The sequence below is a fragment of the Stenotrophomonas sp. WZN-1 genome (genome assembly GCF_002192255.1).
In the GTDB taxonomy this organism is placed as follows: Bacteria; Pseudomonadota; Gammaproteobacteria; order Xanthomonadales; family Xanthomonadaceae; genus Stenotrophomonas.
In genome coordinates this window covers 74732-94751 of record NZ_CP021768.1, presented here as the reverse complement: position 1 = coordinate 94751, position 20020 = coordinate 74732, and the positions used below count along the sequence as shown (strand labels likewise).

Annotated in this window: 16 protein-coding genes; 9 read left to right on the top strand and 7 right to left on the bottom strand. The window is 69.3% G+C overall.

All coding sequences use genetic code 11. The annotated features are described in order from the left end of the window. Window positions 1-7 precede the first annotated feature (7 nt). The 4 genes from CCR98_RS00400 to CCR98_RS00385 are packed head-to-tail and all read left to right on the top strand — an operon-like array spanning window position 8 to window position 5992. A complete protein-coding gene (locus CCR98_RS00400) occupies window positions 8-904 on the top strand; it encodes a DUF58 domain-containing protein (RefSeq protein WP_087921095.1) in 897 nt (298 codons plus the stop codon). Continuing rightward, window positions 901-2022: a BatA domain-containing protein gene (locus CCR98_RS00395; RefSeq protein WP_087921094.1), complete on the top strand. Its 1122-nt coding sequence runs from the start codon at window positions 901-903 to the stop codon at window positions 2020-2022. The genes CCR98_RS00400 and CCR98_RS00395 overlap by 4 nt, the downstream gene beginning before the upstream one ends. Beyond that, window positions 2019-4187: a hypothetical protein gene (locus CCR98_RS00390; protein ID WP_087921093.1), complete on the top strand. Its 2169-nt coding sequence runs from the start codon at window positions 2019-2021 to the stop codon at window positions 4185-4187. The genes CCR98_RS00395 and CCR98_RS00390 overlap by 4 nt, the downstream gene beginning before the upstream one ends. Beyond that, the gene (locus CCR98_RS00385) at window positions 4184-5992 is read left to right on the top strand and encodes a hypothetical protein (RefSeq protein ID WP_087921092.1); all 1809 of its coding nucleotides are present in this window, start codon (window positions 4184-4186) and stop codon (window positions 5990-5992) included. The genes CCR98_RS00390 and CCR98_RS00385 overlap by 4 nt, the downstream gene beginning before the upstream one ends. 99 nt (window positions 5993-6091) lie before the next feature. Here the strand turns inward: CCR98_RS00385 and CCR98_RS00380 are convergent, their stop codons facing one another. Beyond that, entirely contained in the window at window positions 6092-6766 is a 675-nt protein-coding gene (locus CCR98_RS00380) for a hypothetical protein (RefSeq protein ID WP_087921091.1), read from the bottom strand. A gap of 40 nt (window positions 6767-6806) precedes the next feature. Continuing rightward, window positions 6807-7325 carry a hypothetical protein gene (locus CCR98_RS00375; RefSeq protein WP_087921090.1) on the bottom strand — a complete coding sequence of 173 codons (519 nt, stop codon included), beginning with the start codon at window positions 7323-7325 and terminating at the stop codon, window positions 6807-6809. Between the two features lie 212 nt (window positions 7326-7537). On the opposite strand from CCR98_RS00375, the gene CCR98_RS00370 reads away from it, so the two are divergent. The 4 genes from CCR98_RS00370 to CCR98_RS00355 all read left to right on the top strand — a co-directional run bounded on the left by CCR98_RS00370 (window position 7538) and on the right by CCR98_RS00355 (window position 12794). Beyond that, entirely contained in the window at window positions 7538-10027 is a 2490-nt protein-coding gene (locus CCR98_RS00370; RefSeq protein WP_087921089.1) for a DEAD/DEAH box helicase, read from the top strand. Beyond that, window positions 10024-11046 (top strand): ribonuclease H-like domain-containing protein, encoded by a 1023-nt coding sequence (locus CCR98_RS00365; RefSeq protein ID WP_087921088.1) that lies wholly within the window; start codon window positions 10024-10026, stop codon window positions 11044-11046. The genes CCR98_RS00370 and CCR98_RS00365 overlap by 4 nt, the downstream gene beginning before the upstream one ends. Before the next feature lie 66 nt (window positions 11047-11112). Continuing rightward, on the top strand, window positions 11113-11427 hold the full coding sequence (locus CCR98_RS00360) for an I78 family peptidase inhibitor (protein WP_087921087.1): 315 nt from the start codon (window positions 11113-11115) through the stop codon (window positions 11425-11427). Window positions 11428-11510: 83 nt separating this feature from the next. Next, on the top strand, window positions 11511-12794 hold the full coding sequence (locus CCR98_RS00355) for an SGNH/GDSL hydrolase family protein (RefSeq protein ID WP_232463063.1): 1284 nt from the start codon (window positions 11511-11513) through the stop codon (window positions 12792-12794). A 67-nt stretch (window positions 12795-12861) separates the two neighbouring features. Here the strand turns inward: CCR98_RS00355 and CCR98_RS00350 are convergent, their stop codons facing one another. Then, on the bottom strand, window positions 12862-14862 hold the full coding sequence (locus CCR98_RS00350) for a M56 family metallopeptidase (RefSeq protein WP_087921085.1): 2001 nt from the start codon (window positions 14860-14862) through the stop codon (window positions 12862-12864). A 3-nt stretch (window positions 14863-14865) separates the two neighbouring features. Further along, the gene (locus CCR98_RS00345) at window positions 14866-15252 is read right to left on the bottom strand and encodes a BlaI/MecI/CopY family transcriptional regulator (protein WP_087921084.1); all 387 of its coding nucleotides are present in this window, start codon (window positions 15250-15252) and stop codon (window positions 14866-14868) included. A gap of 191 nt (window positions 15253-15443) precedes the next feature. Between CCR98_RS00345 and CCR98_RS00340 the strand changes: the two genes are divergently transcribed. Beyond that, a complete protein-coding gene (locus CCR98_RS00340) occupies window positions 15444-16565 on the top strand; it encodes a serine hydrolase domain-containing protein (protein WP_087924108.1) in 1122 nt (373 codons plus the stop codon). On the opposite strand, the gene CCR98_RS00335 is transcribed toward CCR98_RS00340, so the two are convergent. From CCR98_RS00335 to CCR98_RS00325, 3 genes are all read right to left on the bottom strand, one after another. Next, a complete protein-coding gene (locus CCR98_RS00335) occupies window positions 16500-17324 on the bottom strand; it encodes a hypothetical protein (protein ID WP_087921083.1) in 825 nt (274 codons plus the stop codon). The two genes, CCR98_RS00340 and CCR98_RS00335, sit on opposite strands and share 66 nt — an antisense overlap. Before the next feature lie 3 nt (window positions 17325-17327). Beyond that, window positions 17328-18743: an XVIPCD domain-containing protein gene (locus CCR98_RS00330; RefSeq protein WP_087921082.1), complete on the bottom strand. Its 1416-nt coding sequence runs from the start codon at window positions 18741-18743 to the stop codon at window positions 17328-17330. 116 nt (window positions 18744-18859) lie between these two features. Beyond that, on the bottom strand, window positions 18860-19966 hold the full coding sequence (locus CCR98_RS00325; RefSeq protein WP_087921081.1) for an SDR family oxidoreductase: 1107 nt from the start codon (window positions 19964-19966) through the stop codon (window positions 18860-18862). Window positions 19967-20020: the final 54 nt, after the last annotated feature.

The window sequence follows — 20020 nt, the reverse complement described above, 5'->3', positions numbered from 1 at the left end:
GCCACGCGTGAACGCAGGTGCCCCGCTGACGTTGCCACCGGAACTGCGTGCGCGCCTGCGCATGCTGCGGCTGCGGCCGCGCCTGGCCAGCGGTGCCAGTGGCATCGGCCAGCACGCCAGCCGCAGCCGCGGTGCCGGCCTCGAATTCGCCCAGTACCGGGCCTACGAACCGGGCGACGAGCTGCGCCAGATCGACTGGAAGCTGTATGCCCGCTCGGACCGCTTCTTCGTGCGCGAATCCGAACGCGAAAGCCCGATCACGGTCTGGCTGCTGCTCGATGCCACCGCCTCGGCCGGCCAGGCTGATCGCGCGGCACCACAGCGCACGCGCCTGGACCACATGCGCGGCGTTGCCGCCTGCGTGGTGGAACTTGCCCTGCAGCAGGGCGACCGTTTCGGTCTGCTGGCCATCGATGGCGATGGACTGCAACTGGTGCCCGCAGCGAACGGCGCACGCCAGCGTGACCGCGTGCATCTGCAACTGCATGCCCTGCGGGCGCGCGGCGGCTGGCCTGCGGCCGATCGCCTGCGTCCTCTGTGGGAGCGCGTGCGCCCGGGTGACCTGCTGCTGGCGATCGGTGATGGCTTCGACGAGGCCGGCATCGTGCTGCTGGAGCAACTGGCCAGCGCGCGCCGTGAAGTGGCACTTCTGCAGATCCTCACCGCCGACGAGCGCGACTTCCCGTTCGACGCCGGCCATCGCTTCCGCGATCCGGAGACCGGCGAGGAACTCCTGGGCGATGGGGCGGCGATCCGCACCGACTACCTGCAGCGCTTCGCCGACGCACGCAACGCATTGCAGGCGCGCCTGCAGGCCAGTGGCATCGCCAGTGCCACCGGCTGGCTCGACCAGCCGCTGGACCAGGCACTGCAGGCCCTGTTCGGCCGTGGGGGCGGCGCATGAACCTGCTGTTCCCGTTGGGCCTGGCCGCGCTCGCTGCAGGGTTGCTGCCGCTGCTGATCCACCTCGCCCGCCGCCATCCGTACACACCGCTGGATTTCGCCGCCCTGCGCTGGCTGCGTGCGCAGATCCGGCCGCGCCAGCGCATCCGCTTCGATGACTGGCCATTGCTGCTGGTGCGCCTGCTGTTGCTTGCCGCGCTGGCCCTGCTGCTGGCACGACCGGCATTGACCGGACCTGCGCCAGCCCCCACTGCGTGGACGGTCGTTGCTCCAGGGCTGGACGCGACCGCACTACGCGGCGCCGCCGAAGCGGGTAACTGGCATTGGCTGGCGCCCGGCTTCCCGGCCATTGATCAAGTGCCACCTGCGTCCACGGCCTCCCTGCCCAGCCTGCTGCGCGAACTGGACGCACAGCTGCCCGCCGGCACCGCAGTGACCGTGCACGTTCCCGATCCCCTGCCCGGCCTGGAGGGCGCACGGCTGCAGCTGTCGCGCGAGGTGCAGTGGCGCCCGCAGCCGATGCCGGTCACTGCGCAACCGAGTGCCGCAACGTCGCCGCGCCTGCGCGTGCACAGCGATGCTTCGGCCTCCGCCCAGCATTGGTTGAATGCATTGCAGCGCGCGTGGGGCATGCAGGCGCCGCTCGCTCCTCTGTTGGCCGATGCCCTGCCCGAACGCGGCGAGATCGGCGTATGGAGCCGCGACGACGCACCGCCAGCGAACTGGCAGGCGTGGCTGCGCGCCGGCGGTCGTGTAGTGACTGCGGGCAAGCCTGCCGCCGAGGCCAACATCCTGCTGCGCAACGCCGAGGGCACCCCGCTGCTGTGGCAGCAACGCATCGGCCACGGTGTCCTGCTGTCTCTGCCCGGCGACTGGGATGCCTCAGGCAACGCCGCGCTGCGCGATCCGCATTTGCCGCGTGCCCTGCTGCTGGCCCTGCAGCCGCCTCCGCCGCCACGCCTCGGCGATGCCCAGGATCAGGCACCCCGCCAGGCAGCCCTGCCTGCGGCAACGCCGCCGCTGCGCGAGCTCACCCCGTGGTTGCTGCTGGCCATCGTGCTGCTGTTCGCGCTGGAGCGCTGGATGGCCAGCAGTAGCCGACGCAGGGCGGCCGCATGAACACCCTGCAGCACGCCTGGCAACGCGCGCGCCGCCGCCGTGCACTCATTACCCTGCTGCTGGGCCTGCCGTGGGCGCTGGCCGCAACGGTGCTGGCGCTGCGCCTGGCGGGCTTCGATATCGCCTGCGTGGTCGGCACGGTCAGCCTGCTCGCCTGCGCAGCGCTCGCCACGGCGCGTTCCCGCCAGCTGGATCCGCAGTGGGTGCAGCGCCAGCTCGATGCCGGCGGTGCCAGCGAGGACAGTGCCGACCTGCTGTTCGCCGATATCGCAACGCTCAATCCGCTGCAGCAGCGCCAGCGCGCGCATGTGCTGGCCACGCTGGAGCGCGCGGCCCCGGACCTGCGTCCGCGCTGGCCGCGCAGGCCGTTGGCCCTGAGCTGGGTCGCAGGCCTGGCGATCGCCGCGCTGGCATTCGGCTGGCCGCGCTCCAGCCCCGGCTCCGCGCCGCCCCGTACGACGACGCCTGGCAGCACGGCTGTCGCGGGCCTACTACACTTGCAGTCCACCCGCCTGCGCATCGACGCGCCAGCCTATACCGGCCAGGCCACGCTCACCCAGAACGCACTGGATGCCAAGGTCGCCGCCGACAGCCGGCTGTCGTGGTCGTTGCGTTTCGATCGCACACCGGACAAGGCATGGCTGCAGTTCCACGATGGTCGGCGGCTGGCGCTGAGCGAACACGATGGCCAGTGGCAGGCGCAGGACGTGGCGCGCATGCCGGTGCTGTACCGCGTGGTGAGCGAACCGGCATTGGCCGGAACCCGCCTGCATCGGCTGGATGTGGTGGCCGACCGCGCGCCCAGCGTACGCGTGCTGGAGCCTGCCGCCAGCCTGGTGCTGGGCACGCCCGGGCAGCGCCAGTGGTCGCTGCGCTTCGAAGCCAGTGACGACTACGGCGTGGCCGCGCAGGCGACGTTGTCGATCACCACCACGCAGGGCAGTGGCGAGAACATCACCTTTGTGAAGCGCAGCGTCAGCCTCGCCGGCAGCGGCGAACCAACTGCACGTCGTTTCGCGCATACGCTCGACCTGGCCGCGCTGGGCGCGCAGCCCGGCAACGATGTCATCGCCCAGCTGGAAGTGCGCGACAACCACGCGCCAATACCGCAGACCGGGCGCAGCAGCAGCGTGATCCTGCGCCTGCCCAGTGCCGAGGTTGCACTCGGTGCCGAACTGGAAGGCCGCATCAAGAAGACCCTGCCGGCCTACTTCCGCAGCCAGCGCCAGATCATCATCGATGCCGAAGCACTGATCCGGCAGCGACGCAGCCTCGCCGCCGAGGACTTCGTGAAGCGCAGCGATGCGATCGGCGTCGACCAGCGCATCCTGCGCCTGCGCTATGGCCAGTTCCTGGGTGAGGAAAGCGAAGGTGCGCCGAAACCACCGCCGACCAGCGACCTGCCCACCAGCGATACGCCCGCCGCAGACGACCACCACCATGACGACGATCACGACCATGGCGCCGAGGCCGGCGCGCACGACGCGCATGGCCACGATCACGGCGGCAAGGCGGCCGATGCCGATACACCGCCGGTATTCGGCAGCGCCACCGATGTGCTATCCGAATACGGCCACACCCATGACCACGCCGAGGCCGCGACCCTGCTCGACCCGCAGACCCGTGCCACGCTGAAGGCCGCGCTGGACCAGATGTGGTCGGCCGAAGGCGAGCTGCGCCAGGGCCGTCCGGAGCAGGCGCTGCCGTTCGCCTACAAGGCGCTGGGTTTCATCAAGCAGGTGCAGCAGGCCGAACGCATCTACCTGGCCCGGGTCGGGCCGGAGCTGCCACCGATCGATGAAGGCCGCCGGCTGGGCGGCGATCGCGCCGGGCTGGCCAGCCGCGAACTGCCGTTGGCCGCTCGCACGCCACCCGATCCAGCCATCGTCGAAGCCTGGCAACGCCTCGGCGATGGCACGGCAACGCCCGATCTCGATGCACTCGCCAGCTGGCAGCAGCGCAACGCCGCCTACCTGCCCGACGCACTCGATCTGGCTGCCGCCATCGAGCAGCTACGCATCGAGCCCGGTTGCCGCGACTGCCGCCAGCGCCTGCGCGCGCAGCTGTGGCGGGCACTGCAGCGACCCCTGCCGCAGGCGATGCGGCGCAGTGCCGACGATGCGATGGGCCAGCGCTACCTCGACGCGCTGGAGGCGCAGCCATGAACGCCTCGGCCGTGACCCTGTGGATCGCGCTGGCCCTCGCCCTGATCGTGGTCATCGCCAGCGTGCGCCAGCTGCGTGGCAATGCCACCCGTCGTGGCCGCCAGTGGATCGTGATCGCGCTGCAGCTGATCGCCGCCGCACTGCTGTACTTCTGCCTGGCCCCCCCAACCCGCCAGCAACCCGCGGTCGGCCTGGTCGTGCTGGGAATCGATGCCGGCAAGGCCGGCGCGCTGCCGGCCAGCGCAGGCCCGCTGCTGCTGTTGCCGGAAGCTGCCGATATGCCCGGTGGCCAGCGCGTGCCGGATCTGGCCACAGCGCTGCGCCAGCATCCGGCGTCCACGCTGACGCTGGTCGGTGCCGGTCTGGTTGCGCGCGACCGCGACGCGGTACTGCCACGCGACGTGCGTTGGCAACTGGCAGCACCGCCGCGCGGGTGGATCGCACTGCAGCCACCGGCCGACACCGCGCCCGGCGCACGCTTCGACGTGCATGCACAGGCGCGCGGCGTCGCCAAGGCCAGGGCGGAACTGCTTGACCCCGCGGACAGTGTGGTGGATCGCGCGGACGTTGCCGAGGACGGTCGCGTGCAGCTCAGCGGCATCGCCCGTGCTGAAGGGCGCAGCGTGTTCCAGCTGCGCCTGCTCGATGCCGAGGGTCATGTGGTGGACAGCACGCCGGTACCGCAGCAGACCCTGCCAGCGGCACCGCTGCGCGTGCTGGTGCGTGCCAGTGCACCGGGCCCGGAGCTGAAGTACCTGCGCCGCTGGGCGGCCGATACCGGCATCCGCGTGCAGGTGCAGGCCGATACCGGGGCAGGCGTCAGCGTGGGAGATGGCGCGGTCACGCTGGAGGCAGCGTCACTCGCGCGCAGCGATCTACTGCTGCTGGACGAGCGCAGCCTGGCCGCGTTGAGTGCCGGCCAGCTGGCTGCCGTGCGGCAGGCGTTGCGCGACGGCCTCGGCGTTCTGGTGCGTAGTGCGGGCACACCTGCAGCCAGCGCGCGCCAGCGCCTGCAGGATCTGGGTCTACCGGTGCAAGGCGACGGCAGCAGCCACGCCCTCGAACTTCCCGGCGACGGCGACAGCGCAGTCCTCGCCGCACGGCGTGGCCCGCTCGCCGCGAGTACGCTGCCGACCGGCTACGGCGAGGAGGCTGACCGCAGTTCGCACAATGCTCCCCTGCCTGCGCTGGAAGCACTCGCACTGCAGGCGCCGGGCAGCAACGCCCTGCTGCAGGATGTCACGGGCAAGGCTGTCGGCGGCTGGCGCACTGCCGGCAAGGGCCGCATCGGCCTGCTGCCCATCACCGACAGCTGGCGCTGGGTGCTGGCCGGGCGCGATGACCGCCACGGTGAACTCTGGAGCAGCGTGGTCGCCACGCTGGCGCGCGCGCAGGGCAGCGGTGATGCGCTGTGGTCGCCGCAGACGCTCAGCTGGGCGGGCGAACGGCAGGCGCTGTGCGGCGTGCAGGCGCCACTGCAGGTGTTCAACGCGCGCGGCGACAGCGTGCCCCTGATTGTCGACGGCGCGACGTCGGCCCTGCGCTGCGCCGGCTGGTGGCCGCGCGAGGCGGGCTGGCAGCGCCTGCAGCACGGCGACATCGCGGTCTGGCGCTATGTGTTCGACCCGAAAGACGCACCTGCACTGCATTGGCAGGCGATGATCGATGCGACCACGCGTACGCTGGCATCCAGCACGCCGGCAAACACGTCGGTGATGAAACCCGTGCCGGGCTCGCGCTGGCCGTGGTGGCTGGCGTTCGTGCTCTGCGCATCGCTGCTGTGGTGGCTGGAGCGGCGGCGCTGACCCCACCGATTGGATCGCAGAAGGCATCCACGCGTGGCGTGGATCTACTGGCCGGTTGCCCGGGTAGATGCCAACCTTGGTTGGCGCCTTTGCACGGGGTCAACGCGTGCCAGCGCGCCGGTACACGCCATTGAAGCGCACGTTCATGCCGCCGCATTCGCTGTTGTCCGCCACGATCAGCACGTCGCCCAGCGAGTGCACGCGCACCCGGCACGTGTCCTCGACGAACTCGACATCAGCGCCACGCGGCGTCGCGCGTGCTTCCACCTGGCCCAGGTTCGGCCCATACGGGCGCTGTGCCGGCGTGGGGTTGGCAGAGGGCCAGTAGGCGTCGCCATCCACATGCAGTTGTCCACCCTGCACGGTGATGCGCAGGCCGTTGTCGCCATCCTTCCAATCGCCCGCCCAGTCCTGCAGCGTTGGCGCGGCCGCCGGCAACGGCTGCAGCTTGCTGCGGTCGACCCAGCCGGCGCTGCCGCCCACCTTGTTCGGGAAGAACGCGCAGCGGTAGCGGCCCAGGTCGCGACCGGTCACCACCGTATCGCCGGTGACCACGTAGCTGCGCTGGCGGCAGGCCGGTTCACCCTTGGCGGGGCAGCCGTCCATGTCGCCGAGCAGGTACAGGCGCGGCGCATCGACCACGCGTGCCAGCGCGAACCGGCTTTGTTCAGAGGGGAACGCGCCATTGCGGCAGGCGCCATCACCGGCGATGCCGGAAGCAAAGGCGGACGCGGGCAGCAATGCAGCCAGCAGGCAGAACGAACGCAGAGACATGGCAGCGCCACCGGTTGAGGAACCGGCAGGATATACCGGCCTACTTCACCGCCGGCGGATCACAGCCATCCTGCTGCTGGCAGAAACGCAGCGCACGCTGCTGCTGTTCGGCACTGAGCTCCGGCGGTGGCCGGGCAATGGCGGACTGGATCTGGTCGGGGCCGCCGGTGAGCTTGTTCAGGCCCCGGCCCGCCGCCAACACGCCCTTGACCACGCCCATCATGATGTAGCCGCCGCCCATGCTGACCTGCTCCGGTGACGGTGGCTCGCTCCAGTCGCGGCTGAAGCGGTTGTCGCCGAACTTCACCGGGTTCTTGAAGCGATACAGGTCCAGCGGTTCGTCATCGGGCTTGAGTGCACGCACTTCGCCGAGGGTGGTGACGTTGTCCTGCGGCGGAGCCGCGGGGATCGGCGTGGTGCTTGCAGCTGGCGCATCCACCGGGGGAGTGGGCGCTGGATCAGGCGCCGCTACCGGTGCGGCCTGCTGCGCCTGCGCGAGACCCGCCAGCAGCAAGCCGGCCAGGAGTGCTCCCTGCGTTCCACGTCGTGCCACAGCCATCCACCCTGTTGGTTGCGTCCAGCGATCAAGGATACGGATGCCGGCTTCAGATTTCGTTGCTGCACCGGCGGCTGTTCAGCCGGGGGAGATTCGGCAATGCTGCGGGGCAGGGGCTCTGAACGGTTCACTCCGTCCCATGCCGATGTCTCACATCCTGAGACGTGGATGTGGTGCCATGTGACCCCTCGCAATCCGTCCCGGCTCCCTCTTCCATGGCCTACGAACTCGCCAAGCGCACCGCCGATGCCGAGCAGAAGCTCGCCACCCGCGATGGCCTGCCCGCCCGCGACGGCGCCCTGCTCAGCGCGCGACTGCAGCGCCGCTACCAGGACCGCATCACCGGCAGCTTCGCCATTCCCGGCCGCGAAGGCCGCTATGCGCCCATTCCCGATTCGGTTCCGCCGGCCCTGGCCGCCGCCCTGAAGGCACGTGGCATCGAGCAGCTCTACAGCCACCAGGCCGAGGCCTGGGAGGCCAGCCAGCGCGGCAAGCACGTGGCCATCGTCACCCCCACCGCCAGCGGCAAGTCGCTGTGCTACACCCTGCCGGTGGTCAGCGCGGCGATGCAGGACAAGGCCAAGGCGCTGTACCTGTTCCCGACCAAGGCGCTGGCCCAGGACCAGGTGGCCGAACTGCTGGAGCTCAACCGTGCCGGCGACCTCGGCGTAAAGGCCTTCACCTTTGACGGCGACACCCCCGGCGACGCGCGGCAGGCCATCCGCCTGCATGGCGACATCGTGGTGTCCAACCCGGACATGCTGCACCAGGCCATCCTGCCGCATCACACCAAATGGGCACAGTTCTTCGAGAACCTGCGCTACATCGTCATCGACGAAGTGCACACCTACCGCGGCGTGTTCGGCAGCCACGTCACCAACGTGCTGCGCCGGCTCAAGCGCATCTGCGCGTTCTACGGCGTGCAACCGCAGTTCATCCTGTGCTCGGCCACCATCGGCAACCCGCAGGCGCATGCCGAAGCGCTGATCGAGGCACCGGTCACCGCCATCACTGAATCCGGCGCGCCCAGCGGACCGAAACAGGTGCTGCTGTGGAACCCACCGGTGATCAATCCAGACCTGGGCCTGCGCGCCTCGGCGCGCTCGCAGAGCAACCGCATTGCGCGCATCGCGATCAAGTCCGGGCTGAAGACCCTGGTGTTCGCGCAGACCCGCTTGATGGTCGAGGTGCTGACCAAGTACCTGAAGGACATCTTCGACCACGACCCGCGCAAACCGCCGCGCATCCGCGCCTACCGCGGCGGTTACCTGCCCACCGAACGCCGCGAGACCGAGCGTGCAATGCGTGCCGGCAACATCGACGGCATCGTCAGCACCTCGGCGCTGGAACTGGGCGTGGATATCGGCAGCCTGGACGTGGTCATCCTCAACGGCTACCCCGGCAGCGTGGCCGCCACCTGGCAGCGCTTCGGCCGCGCCGGCCGCCGCCAGCAACCGGCGCTGGGGGTGATGGTGGCCAGCTCGCAACCGCTGGACCAGTACGTGGTCCGGCATCCGGATTTCTTTGCCGAGGCCTCGCCCGAACACGCGCGCATTGCGCCGGACCAGCCGTTGATCCTGTTCGACCATATCCGCTGCGCGGCGTTCGAGCTGCCGTTCCGGGTCGGTGATGGCTTCGGCCCGATCGACCCGGAAGTGTTCCTGGAAGCGCTGGCCGAAACCGAGGTGATCCATCGCGAAGGCGAGCGCTGGGAATGGATTGCCGACAGCTATCCGGCCAACGCGGTCAGCCTGCGTGCCGTGGCCGATGGCAACTTCGTGGTGGTCGACCGCAGCGACGGCCGCCAGCAGATCATCGCCGAGGTCGACTATTCCGCCGCCGCGCTGACCCTGTACGAGGGTGCCATCCACATGGTGCAGTCCACCCCGTACCAGGTGGAAACGCTCGATTGGGACGGCCGCAAGGCCTACGTCACCCGCACGCATGTGGATTACTACACCGACAGCATCGACTTCACCAAGCTCAAGGTGCTGGACCGCTTCGATGGCGGCGTGGCCGGCCGCGGCGATTCGCACCATGGCGAAGTGCACGTGGTGCGGCGCGTGGCCGGCTACAAGAAGATCCGCTACTACACTCACGAGAACATCGGCTATGGGCCAGTGAACCTGCCCGACCAGGAACTGCACACCACTGCGGTGTGGTGGCAGTTGCCGCAGGCGCTGTTGCTGCGCGCGTTCGCCAGCAGGCAGGATGCACTCGATGGTTTCCTCGGCGCGGCGTATGCGCTGCACATCGTCGCCACCGTGGCGGTGATGGCCGATGCGCGCGACCTGCAGAAATCGGTCGGCAACGGCGATGGTGCCTGGTTCGCGATCGCCGACCAGAGCGGTCGTGGCCAGCTGCGTGGCAGCAATGGCGACCCCGGCGTGGTGGAGCTGCTGCAGGAGTTCGTGCCGACCGTCTATCTGTACGACAACTTCCCTGGCGGCGTCGGCCTGAGCGAGCCGTTGTGGCAGCGCCAGGCCGAGCTGGTGCAGCGCGCGCGCGAACTGGTGCAGCGCTGCGACTGCAAGGCCGGTTGCCCGGCCTGTGTCGGCCCGGTGCTGGCCGCACAGGAAGAGGATGAGACCTCGCCGCGCGCGCTGGCGCTGCGTGTACTGGACCTGTTCGATGCCGAGGCCTGCCAGCACGTACCCGACGTGGTGGTGACCGCGCGCGACCCGATGGAGCTGCTGGCCCCGTGAGCCTGAGCCTGGACAAGCTGCGCCTGCTGCGGAAGCAGGCCGGCGACCCGAAAGCAGTCACGCCGGCGGCACCGGAGCCGCCGACCGCGGCGCCTGCCCCGGTAGCCGCCAACGATGCACAGCAGCCACCAGCGGAGCGATCGGTGTTCGCCTGGGTCGAACAGGAAATCCGCCACAAGCCGACCGGCGCTGCCGCGCCTTTGGCGGCCCCCGCACCGTTGCGTCGACCGGAAGTGGGCAGCCTGCACCGCCTGCTCGGCCTGCGCTCGCGGGGTGGAGCCGCACCGGCACGCGCCAGTGCGCAGGATCGCCAGCTTCCCGGCGAGGAAATCGCACCGGGCCTGTTCCTGATCGAATCGCTGCTGCCGCAGCCGATTCCCGCAGAACCGCTTTCCCTGGCTTTTGCCAAGCGCGAGCACGAGCACGTCGCCGCGCGCGACCTGCTGTTCTTCGATACCGAGACCACCGGCCTGGCCGGCGGCACCGGCACCCGTGCCTTCATGATCGGTGCCGCCGACTGGCATGTGTGCCCGCAACACGGCGAGGGCCTGCGCATCCGCCAGTTGCTGATGTCGACGATGGCCGCCGAGGACGCGATGCTGGCCACCTTCGCCCGCTGGCTGCAGCCGTCCACCGTGTTCTGCAGCTACAACGGCCGCAGCTACGATGCGCCACTACTGAAGGCACGCTACCGGCTGGCCCGGCAGCCGGACCCGATCACCGCGCTGGATCATGTCGACCTGCTCTATCCGACCCGCCGTCGCTATCGCGGCACGTGGGAGAACTGCAAGCTGTCCACCATCGAACGCCAGCTGCTGCGCGTGGTGCGCGAGGACGACCTGCCTGGCTCCGAAGCCCCGGGCGCCTGGCTGCGCTTCCTGCGCGGAGGCGACGCGGTGAACCTGCGCCGGGTGGCCGACCACAACCACCAGGACGTGGTGACCCTGGCCCTGCTGCTGCAGCGGCTGGTACGGGAAGAACGACGCGAACGCGAATCCCTGGCGCTGGTCGGGCAGTAGGCGTTGACGCGGCCTGACGGTGGCAGCGGTGACACTGCCGCCACCATCCATGCCTGGAGCCCGACGATGCACCTCAATCCCCTTGCCCTGCTCGCCATCCTGCCCTTGGCCGCCTGCAGCCACGCCGGCAGCAGCACCACCCACGATGCCGCGCCAGCGCCCGTGGCCGACGCCACGCACGAATGCAGGCCGGAGGCGCTGGAAGCCTTCACCGGCAAGATCGCCGACGAGGCCACGATCAGGAAGCTGGTGGCCGACAGCGGCGCCCGCAACGCGCGCGTGGTCAAGCCGGGCATGGCGGTAACCATGGACTTCCGCCAGGACCGCGTGACCGTGCAGGTGGATGCGCAGAACCGGATCGAACGCGCCAGCTGCGGTTGATGTTCCCTATCGGTCCCGCTGGCGCCAGGCATCCACCTGCGCCAGCGGGACAGGTTTCCGGCCACACTGCCAAGGAGTGCTGCATGTCGGGATTCCACAACAGGACACCGCATCGACGGTGGTTGGGCTGTCTGTTCGCCACGCTGCTGTGCCTGGCAACCAGCTTCCCGCTGGCGGCGCATGAAGGCCGGCACCCATGGTCCGCCACCTGGTTCGCCGCCCAGCAGGACTACGGCGTCACCTTTCCGGACAACATCGTTTCCCCGCCTCCACCCATCACCCTGGCCGACCAGACCGTGCGCATGACCGTACGCCTTTCGCGCGGCGGGGAAACACTGCGCGTTCGCTTCTCCAACCGCTTCGGCAAGGCCCCGGTCACTTTGGAACACCTCCGTATTGCGCCAAGCATGGGCGCCGATGGTGTCGTCCTTCACAAGCAGCGTTCATTGCGTTTCAGTGGTGCAGCGCGCTTGACGCTCGCCCCCGGCGAAGAACGCTGGAGTGATCGGATCAACCTGCGTGTGGCTGACCAGACCGAACTGTCCGTCAGCCTGTACGTCATGGCACCGACGCCGGTGGTCACCACCCATTCGGTCGGCCTGCAGACCAACTACCGCGCGCCCGGCAACCAGGTCGGCGCGGCCCTGCTGCGCTCCGCCGACCCCATGCGGGCCTATTATTGGCTGGATGCCATTGACGTCGCCGGAAACCTGCCACCGGCGGTACCAGCAGCTGGCGGCAAGCCTGTGGTCATGGTCGCCTTCGGTGACTCGATCACCGATGGTGCCGGCTCTACAGTGGATCGCAATTTCCGCTGGCCCAACCTGCTCGATGACCGTGTCCGCAGTGCAGGCCTGCGCAGGGTCAGCGTGGTCAATGCCGGCATTGCCGGCAATCGCTGGCTGCATGATGGTGTCGGGCCAGCAGGCGTGTCGCGCTTCGGGCACGATGTGCTGGCGGTGTCCGGTGCAAGCCATGCCGTGCTGCTGCTGGGCATCAACGATATCGGTATCGGCCAGCTGCATCCGCCACAGGCGGTGTCTGCCGCACAGCTGATCGACGCCCTGCGCATCTCGGTTCAGCGAGCCCGGCAACGTGGGATCAGGGTGATGCTTGGAACGTTGCTGCCCTACGGAGGATCAGGCTACTTCGACGCCGCCGGAGAAGCCAAGCGGCAAGCCGTGAACGACTGGATCAGGTCCGCACAGGGCGTCGATGGTGTCATCGACTTCGATCGCATCATGCGCGATCCACAACGCCCGACCCATCTGCGTCCCAGCTATGACAGCGGGGATCATCTGCATCCCAGTGATGCCGGCTATGCAGCGATGGCTGACGCGTTCCCGATACGCTGGCTGCAGCACTGATTGCCCCAGGGTAGTGCCGGCCGCTGGCCGGCACCCCACATTGCCGGCCAACGGCCGGCACTACCGATCAGAGCCGCTCGGCCTTGCCGCTGGCCAATGCGCGCGCGATCACCTGCTGCGCCTGCCGCGACGCCTGCTCATGCACGCGTGCCTGGCGCTCGCCCAACGCGGCCTGCTGGCTGCCCAGCGACGCCTGGCGGCGGGCCAGTTCAGACTGCTGGCTGGCCAGGCGCTGCATGTCGCGGGTGTGAGTGGCCCGCGCGGTTTCGTTGTCCACTTCCTGCATCGCACGACGGGCCTCTGCAGCGGCCTCACGTGCGGCCTCACGTGCAACGGCCGCATCGTTGGTCGCGCCCCGCGCCACCTTCGCCGCTTCCGCCGCCGCTTCGCGGTTGATGTCATGCGCGGCCATCGCGCTGCGCGCGGCCTCGGCGGCAGCCAGTGCCATGCGGCGCGCCTCCTCGCCCTGCAGGCGGCCCATCTCGCCCATCTGCTTGCCGAGTTCGCCCTGCTGGCGACCCAGCGCACTCTGCTGGCGGCCCAGTTCGCTCTGCTGGCGGCCCAGATCCGCCGCGCCGCTGTAGGCACGCTGCAGGGCCTGGATCATCATCGGGTCTCGCACCACGTAGCGCTTGTCGCCCGTGCGGAACCACAGCGCCGGGCCCTTGCCGAGCTGCCTGCGGGCGACCGTCACGTCGTCCATGCCGCCATTGGCGAAGGTCGAATCGCCATCGACCAGCACGAAGGCCTCCGGCGGCGATTTGCCCAGGTCCAGGCGGCCGTAGGTGGTGATGGAGGTAGTGCGGGAGGTCGAATGTTGACTGTGCATGCCGGTATCGACATCGACATCCGCATCCACGTCGACCGCCACATCCGCATCGTCCGGACCTGACAACGCCTCGACATCAGCCGGCTCGGCAGGCGGCGCGGGCGCCACCGGCACGGCCGGAACGCGCGCGGACGACGGCGGTGCGGGCGGTGCTTTCGGAGCCTTCGGCGGCGGCGGCACAACAGCCTTCGGCGCCGCAGGAGGCGCGGGCGGGGCCGGCGGCACCGGCGCAGCAACCAGCCGCATCGGCGCCACGCCCACCACCAGCACCACAGCGGTCAATGCCATCGCCAGGATGCGCGGGCAGGCCCGGCGTGGCTGCAACGAAAGCAGGCGGCGCTTGAGGCTGGTGGTATCCGGTGCAGCACTGGCCACGCCCAGGTGTGGCTGCGGTGCCACACCCAGCTGCAGCAGCAGGCGGCCATAGGCCTGGCGGCTGGCACCGTGCTGGCCAACCACCGCTGCATCCACCGCTTCTTCGCGGGCCTGTGCGTATTCGCGCACCGACAGGCGCAGCAGTGGGTGGAAGAAGAACAGATGCTGGGCCAGCGCCGGCAGCAGGCCCCACTGCAGGTCACGCCGCTGCAGGTGCTGCAGTTCATGGGTCAGGGCCAGATCCAGCGCATCGCCCTGCAGGGCGTTGTCGCCGGCCGGCAGCAGCAGCACCGGGCGGAACGGACCGACCAGCTGCGGTGCGTCCACCTGCGTGCTCATCCACAACCGCGGCGCAGGACGCACGCCATGTGCATCGGAAGCCAGCTGCAGGGCCTGCACCAGCGCCTGGTCCTCACAGGGATAGGCCGCTGCCAGCAGCGCACGGCAGCGACGCCACTCACTGAAGGTGCGCAGGGCCATCAGCAACACGCCGGATGCCCACAGCGCGGCCAGTGCGACGGCCCACCATGCCACCGCCGGCACGTCCGGCGCCGGCATCGGCATTGCCGCCAGCAGCTGTGCCGAGGCCTCCGGGGCCAGCGGGTAGACCATATCGGCGGCCACATCGGTCGCGCTCATCGCCACCGCCTGCGGCGCCGGCAGCCAGGCCAGCTGCAGCGGCTGGCTCCAGAACAGGCCGAGCACGGCCTGCAGCGACACCAGCCACCACAGGCGGCAGCGGGTCGCCGCCGACAACGACGGCAGTGCGCGGCACACGCCGTACACCAGGGCCACCAGCAGCACGGTCTGCAGGCTGGTCCAGCCCAGGCGTTCCAACATCGGGATCAGCATCGTGGTGTCCATGGCTCAGCCCTCGTGGCGGCGCGATTGGAGCTGGGCGACCAGCGCTTCCAGCTCGGCCAGTTCGTTGTCGCTGACCTGCTGGCGCTTCGACAGGTAGGCCACGAACGGCGACACCGAGCCCTGCAGGGTGTTGTCGACGAACTGCGCCACCGCGCCCTGCAGCACGCTCTCCGGGCCACGGGTGGCCTGGTAGCGGTAGACACCGTCCTGCTGCTGGCGCTGAAGATACCCCTTCGCCCGCAGCCGCTCCATCATCGTCAGCACGGTGGAGCGGGCCAGGCCACGGGCCTCCCCATAGCCACTGGCGACCTCGCCGACCGTGGCCGGCGCATGTTCATCGATGTACTGCAGCAGGGCCAGTTCCTGGTCCCCGATCGTCTTGCCACGCATGACACCACTCCCTTGACTACACGTGTCGCCACTGTCTGCGTGACGACAGTTGTAGTCAACCCCCCGGAAGTCATGGGCCGACGAACGGTAGTCACCACCGAGCACTTAAACCTTTGACGCGCCGTCTGCATCCGATTCCCAACGCCCCGCTGGAATTCCGCATGTTCCGCCCATTGCTTCGAGCCATGATCATGCTCATCGGTGCCCTGCCCTTCGCCGCCGCCTCTGCCAGCCAGGCGCCAGCCAACGAACAGGCGCGCCGCCTGATCCGCCAGATCATGCAGGAGCTGCGCATCCCTGGATTACAGATCACGGTGGTCAAGGACGGGCAGATCGTGCTGTCCGAGGCCTACGGCCTGGCCAATGTCGAAAACGGCGTGCGTGCATCGCGTGATACCCGCTTCCCGCTCAACTCGGCCACCAAGGCCTTCACCGGGGTCGCCATCGCACAGCTGGCAGAGCAGGGGCGACTGGATCTGGATGCATCCGCCTCGCGCTACCTGGACGATCTTCCGGCGGCATGGCGCGAGGTGCGCGTGCGCCAGCTGCTGGCCCACACCTCAGGCCTTCCGGACATCCTTGATGCGAACGGACTGCTGGGCGGTGGCTCCGAAGCACAGGCATGGACGGCAGTCACAGCTCGGCCGCTTGAAGCGGCGCCCGGGCAGCGCTTCGCCTACAACCAGACCAACTATGTGCTGCTGGCACGGATCATCGCGCAGCAATCCGGCATGTCCTACGAACGCTTCCTCGCCACCGGCCAGTTCAGCAGCGCGCGCATGGCCCGCACCACCTTCGGCGACAGCTATGACCTGGTTCCGGATGTGGCGACGATGTACAGCCTGGCCCCGCGTGCCACCGACGCTGCGGATGCACCGTCCCGCCTGTCGCATTGGTTCTACGACATACCGCCTTTGCTGTGGGCCGGTGGCGGCATCCTCACCACCGCCGACGACACCGCGCACTGGCTGGTCGCGCTGACCGAGGGCCGCCTGCTGGGCGACGCCGCGCGCGCACGCATGTGGTCGGCAGAGCGTCTGCCCGATGGCCGTGCCGGCCCGTGGGCGGGTGGCTGGCCGGTACTGCGCGCATCGCCCGACCTGCAGGTGGCCGGTATCGGCGGTGCACGCTCGGCCTTCGTGGTCTATCCCGAGCGCGGCGTGGCGGTGGTGGTGCTGACCAATCTTGTCGGTGCCAATCCGCAGCAGTTCATTCCACGCATCGCCGACTGCTATGCACGCGATTCCTCAACGCCCCGTCACGAACGGGTCGCCCTTGCACGGCAGCAGCGGGCTGCCATCGCAGGGCCATAGCCCGGCCGGCACGGTCCTGGCCACTTCGAAGTGATCCTGGTTCCAGCGCAGGAAACCGCCGTGGATGGCATTGCCATCGTCGAAGCTGCGCGCATCGGCGGCCAGTGGCTGTTCGGGGTCGGCTTCGGCCACCCAGCGCAGCACCGGCACCTTGTCCAGCTGCCCGATGAAGGCGAACAGATCGCCCGCGCCCTTGCCCTGATAGGCCGCCATCGCCGCCGCGCCGGGCAGCTCGGCCTGCGCCAGCAACGACGCGGTGACATCCTGCAGCGGTGCCGCTCCCTGTGCGATGTAGGCGCGCATGCCCGTGGTGGTTGCCGGGCAGCCCTGCAGCTGCACCAGATACCCGGTGGTACCGCCACGGCCGGAGAACGACCGCATCCAGTAGCGGAAACGCGGCCCGCTGCTGTCGGTGACCATGAAATCCTTCTGGCCACCCTGCACGGGAATGGAAAGCACCTGTACCTTGCTGGCACCCTCCACATTGCACTTCAACTGCACCAGCACCTGCCTGGCCGGTTCCGGCAGTGCTTCGTAGCGGCCGCCGGGGTGGGCGCTGCCGGAGGCTTCCGGCAGTGCGGGCAATCCGCGATCAGTGGGCCTTGCCTGCGCAGGCACGGCCTCCGGTTTCGCCGCCGGGCTGGCGGCGGGCGCAACCGGCGCGACGCGCTCTCCAGCGGGTGCGCAGGCGCTGCAGGCCAGCAACAGCAACAGCAACAGCAACAACGATACGCCCGGCATCGGGTGTGATCGGATCATCGCTCAACGCCCTCCCATCGCCGGCGCTTCCTGCAGTTGTGCAGGCGCGGGCGTGGGTGCCGCCTGTTCGCGCGATTGCTGCTGCAGCTGGCGCAGGCTGGATTCCACCGCAGTGTCACGCACCTCGGCTGCATTGACCCCTGCGCGCAGCGCCGCAGGATCGCCCGGACTACCCTGCACCAGGAACAGTGTCTCGCCCGCCGCACGTCCAGCACTGGGATTGCTGGCCACGATCTGGTCGACCCGGGTGATGCCCGCGGCCTTCGCTTCGCGCAGCATCACCAGACTGTAGTCATCGGCATGCTCGGCGTAGCGTCCGCCCAGGGCCTGCAGGCGCGTGCTGATCTGCTGCTGCAGGGCATGATCGCGATGCTGCGGCTGACGGGGATCGTCATTGGCCGCGAGCGGCACGTCCTGCCCCAGCTCGCGCGCCTGGCCAGGTGCAACCGAGGTCAGCACGTACTGCCAACGGTTCTGCCCAGGCGTGCCGCGCACCGCCGACACGAAGTCATCGTACTCACCGCCGCCGATGGTCTGGCAGCCCGCCGAATCGGTGTTGGAGCGGCTGCCACGATGGATCTTGAAGGTGTCGTTGAGGTCCTGCACGCCCTGGGTATCGCGCGCATCGAACCAGCCGTCGCCATTGCTGTCACGCTCCAGCCGGCCGGCGCCTGCGGTGATCGCGTCCTGCGAGGGGCGCAGCGCAAACTCATCGGGATGGCCATTGCGCGGATGGGTCGTTGCGCGCATCTCGGTGGTGCCCTCGCCCAGGCGCCCGAGGTCCTTGACGCGGTCGCCGTTGACATCCTCACCCTCGGTCTTGGTGCGCGGCGCCACGTCGCCGAACCCCGGGCTGCGCGGCGTGGTCTTGGCATGACCGTCGTACTGCGCGGTGGGCTCGGTCGTGGCCTGGTTGAACTCGCGCACATGACCATGGCCCTGCGCATCCTTCCACAGCACTACGATGCGATCGTCATAGACGCCACGCCCACGTGCCTCGGTGGTGCGGTTTTCGTCGCGCAACCCCAGCACCACGCGGTCCTGTGTTGCCATGGCGTCATTCGCCGCAGTGTTGCCGCGCTGGGCCACGATGCTGCCATACACATCGTACTGCTGGGCCTGGCTCAGGGCTGCGGTCTCTGCCGCATCGGGCATCCGCGGTGGCCGCGTCGCCTCGGCCAGGCGATCCAGCATCGGGTTCACCGCGGCCGCATCCACTGCGGCAACACCACCATTCCGGCGCAACGCCTCGAGCTCGGTGGCGGCACGCGCCGAGATGTAGCGATCCAGCGATTCCTGCACCACGGCGCTCTGGCCGTCGTACAGGGCCTCCAGGCGGGTGGCGGCAGCGCGCGCGTCGTTCTGCCGCAGCAGGGCGACGACCTCGTTGGCCGCCGCATCGATATCCATCTCGGGCATGGTCGTTCCTTGGACGTGATCAGTACGGGGTCAGCCTACCCCAGCCGCGTGCTGGGGCTTTTGACACATCGCACACCTTCGCCGCCACGCCGCATTCAGGCAGATCACGCCATCGCTCAGCCCCGCGGCCCGCCCATCACCGGCAGGATCACCCCGCTGATGTAACTGGCACAGACCGGCGAGGCCAGGAACACATACGCCGGTGACAGCTCTTCGGGCTGTGCAGGCCGGCCCATGTCGCTGTCCCTGCCGAACTCGGCGACGTCCTCGGCCTGCTTGTCGGCCGGGTTCAGCGGCGTCCACACTGGCCCCGGCGCCACGCAGTTGACCCGGATGCCCCGCGGCAGCAGCTGGCTGGCCAACGCCTTGGTGAATGCATGGATCGCGCCCTTGGTGGCCGAGTAATCGATCAGTGCCTTGCTGCCGAAGATGCCGGTTTCCGAACCGGTGTTGATGATGCTGGCGCCCTCGCCCAGATGCGGCAGTACCGCGCGCGCCATCTGGATGTAGCCGCCGATGTTGGTCTGCAGGGTTTCCTGCAGATGCGCGTCTTCCAGGTCTTCCAGCCGATCGCAATGCAGTTGGAACGCGGCGTTGTTGACCAGGATGTCGATGCCGCCGAACGCCTTGGCCACCTGCTTGACCGCCTTGTTGCAGAAGCGCGGATCGCGCACATCACCAGCGATCACCACGCAGCGGCCGCCTTCGCGCTCCACGTGCTGGCGGGTGATGTCCGCATCTTCGGCCTCGTCCAGGTGCAGCACTGCCACATCGGCGCCTTCGCGTGCGAACAGCACCGCCACCGCACGGCCAATGCCGGAATCGCCACCGGTGACGATCGCGCGCATGCCCTGCAGCTTGCCGCTGCCGGCGTAGTCCGGTGCAAGGAAACGCGGCGCCAGCTCCAGTTCGTGTTCATGCCCGGGCTTGGCCAGCTGCTGCGCCGGCATCGCTTCCGGTTGCCGGCGTGCACCGGCCTGGGTAGCGGTCTTCCTTGTGGCCTTTTTCGCTGCGCGCACGTCCTTGGCTTTCTCCTGGTCCTGCAGGCGCCGCTGCCGGGCCGCAACGCGGGCAGCGCGGGGATCGCTGGCCGCCGCCTTGCGGGTTGCGGTCTTCACCACACGCGGGCGAGCGGAGTCGGCAGCGGTCTTCGCCGCGGTGCTGCCTTTGCGCACCTTGGGCGAGGCCTTGCGGCGGGCGGGGGTCGTCTTGCTGGTGGCCATGCAGGTCTCCTCGGGAGGGAAAGGGGCTGCCGGCCAGCGGCCGGCACTACCGGG

What these genes read in the sequence shown, in the direction of transcription:
- CCR98_RS00395 (WP_087921094.1), top strand. Translation starts at nt 901, where the DNA reads ATGAACCTGCTGTTCCCGTTGGGCCTGGCCGCGCTCGCTGCAGGGTTG.
- CCR98_RS00390 (WP_087921093.1), top strand. Translation starts at nt 2,019, where the DNA reads ATGAACACCCTGCAGCACGCCTGGCAACGCGCGCGCCGCCGCCGTGCA.
- CCR98_RS00385 (WP_087921092.1), top strand. Translation starts at nt 4,184, where the DNA reads ATGAACGCCTCGGCCGTGACCCTGTGGATCGCGCTGGCCCTCGCCCTG.
- CCR98_RS00380 (WP_087921091.1), bottom strand. Translation starts at nt 6,766, where the DNA reads ATGTCTCTGCGTTCGTTCTGCCTGCTGGCTGCATTGCTGCCCGCGTCC.
- CCR98_RS00375 (WP_087921090.1), bottom strand. Translation starts at nt 7,325, where the DNA reads ATGGCTGTGGCACGACGTGGAACGCAGGGAGCACTCCTGGCCGGCTTG.
- CCR98_RS00370 (WP_087921089.1), top strand. Translation starts at nt 7,538, where the DNA reads ATGGCCTACGAACTCGCCAAGCGCACCGCCGATGCCGAGCAGAAGCTC.
- CCR98_RS00360 (WP_087921087.1), top strand. Translation starts at nt 11,113, where the DNA reads ATGCACCTCAATCCCCTTGCCCTGCTCGCCATCCTGCCCTTGGCCGCC.
- CCR98_RS00355 (WP_232463063.1), top strand. Translation starts at nt 11,511, where the DNA reads ATGTCGGGATTCCACAACAGGACACCGCATCGACGGTGGTTGGGCTGT.
- CCR98_RS00350 (WP_087921085.1), bottom strand. Translation starts at nt 14,862, where the DNA reads ATGGACACCACGATGCTGATCCCGATGTTGGAACGCCTGGGCTGGACC.
- CCR98_RS00345 (WP_087921084.1), bottom strand. Translation starts at nt 15,252, where the DNA reads ATGCGTGGCAAGACGATCGGGGACCAGGAACTGGCCCTGCTGCAGTAC.
- CCR98_RS00340 (WP_087924108.1), top strand. Translation starts at nt 15,444, where the DNA reads ATGCTCATCGGTGCCCTGCCCTTCGCCGCCGCCTCTGCCAGCCAGGCG.
- CCR98_RS00335 (WP_087921083.1), bottom strand. Translation starts at nt 17,324, where the DNA reads ATGATCCGATCACACCCGATGCCGGGCGTATCGTTGTTGCTGTTGCTG.
- CCR98_RS00330 (WP_087921082.1), bottom strand. Translation starts at nt 18,743, where the DNA reads ATGCCCGAGATGGATATCGATGCGGCGGCCAACGAGGTCGTCGCCCTG.
- CCR98_RS00325 (WP_087921081.1), bottom strand. Translation starts at nt 19,966, where the DNA reads ATGGCCACCAGCAAGACGACCCCCGCCCGCCGCAAGGCCTCGCCCAAG.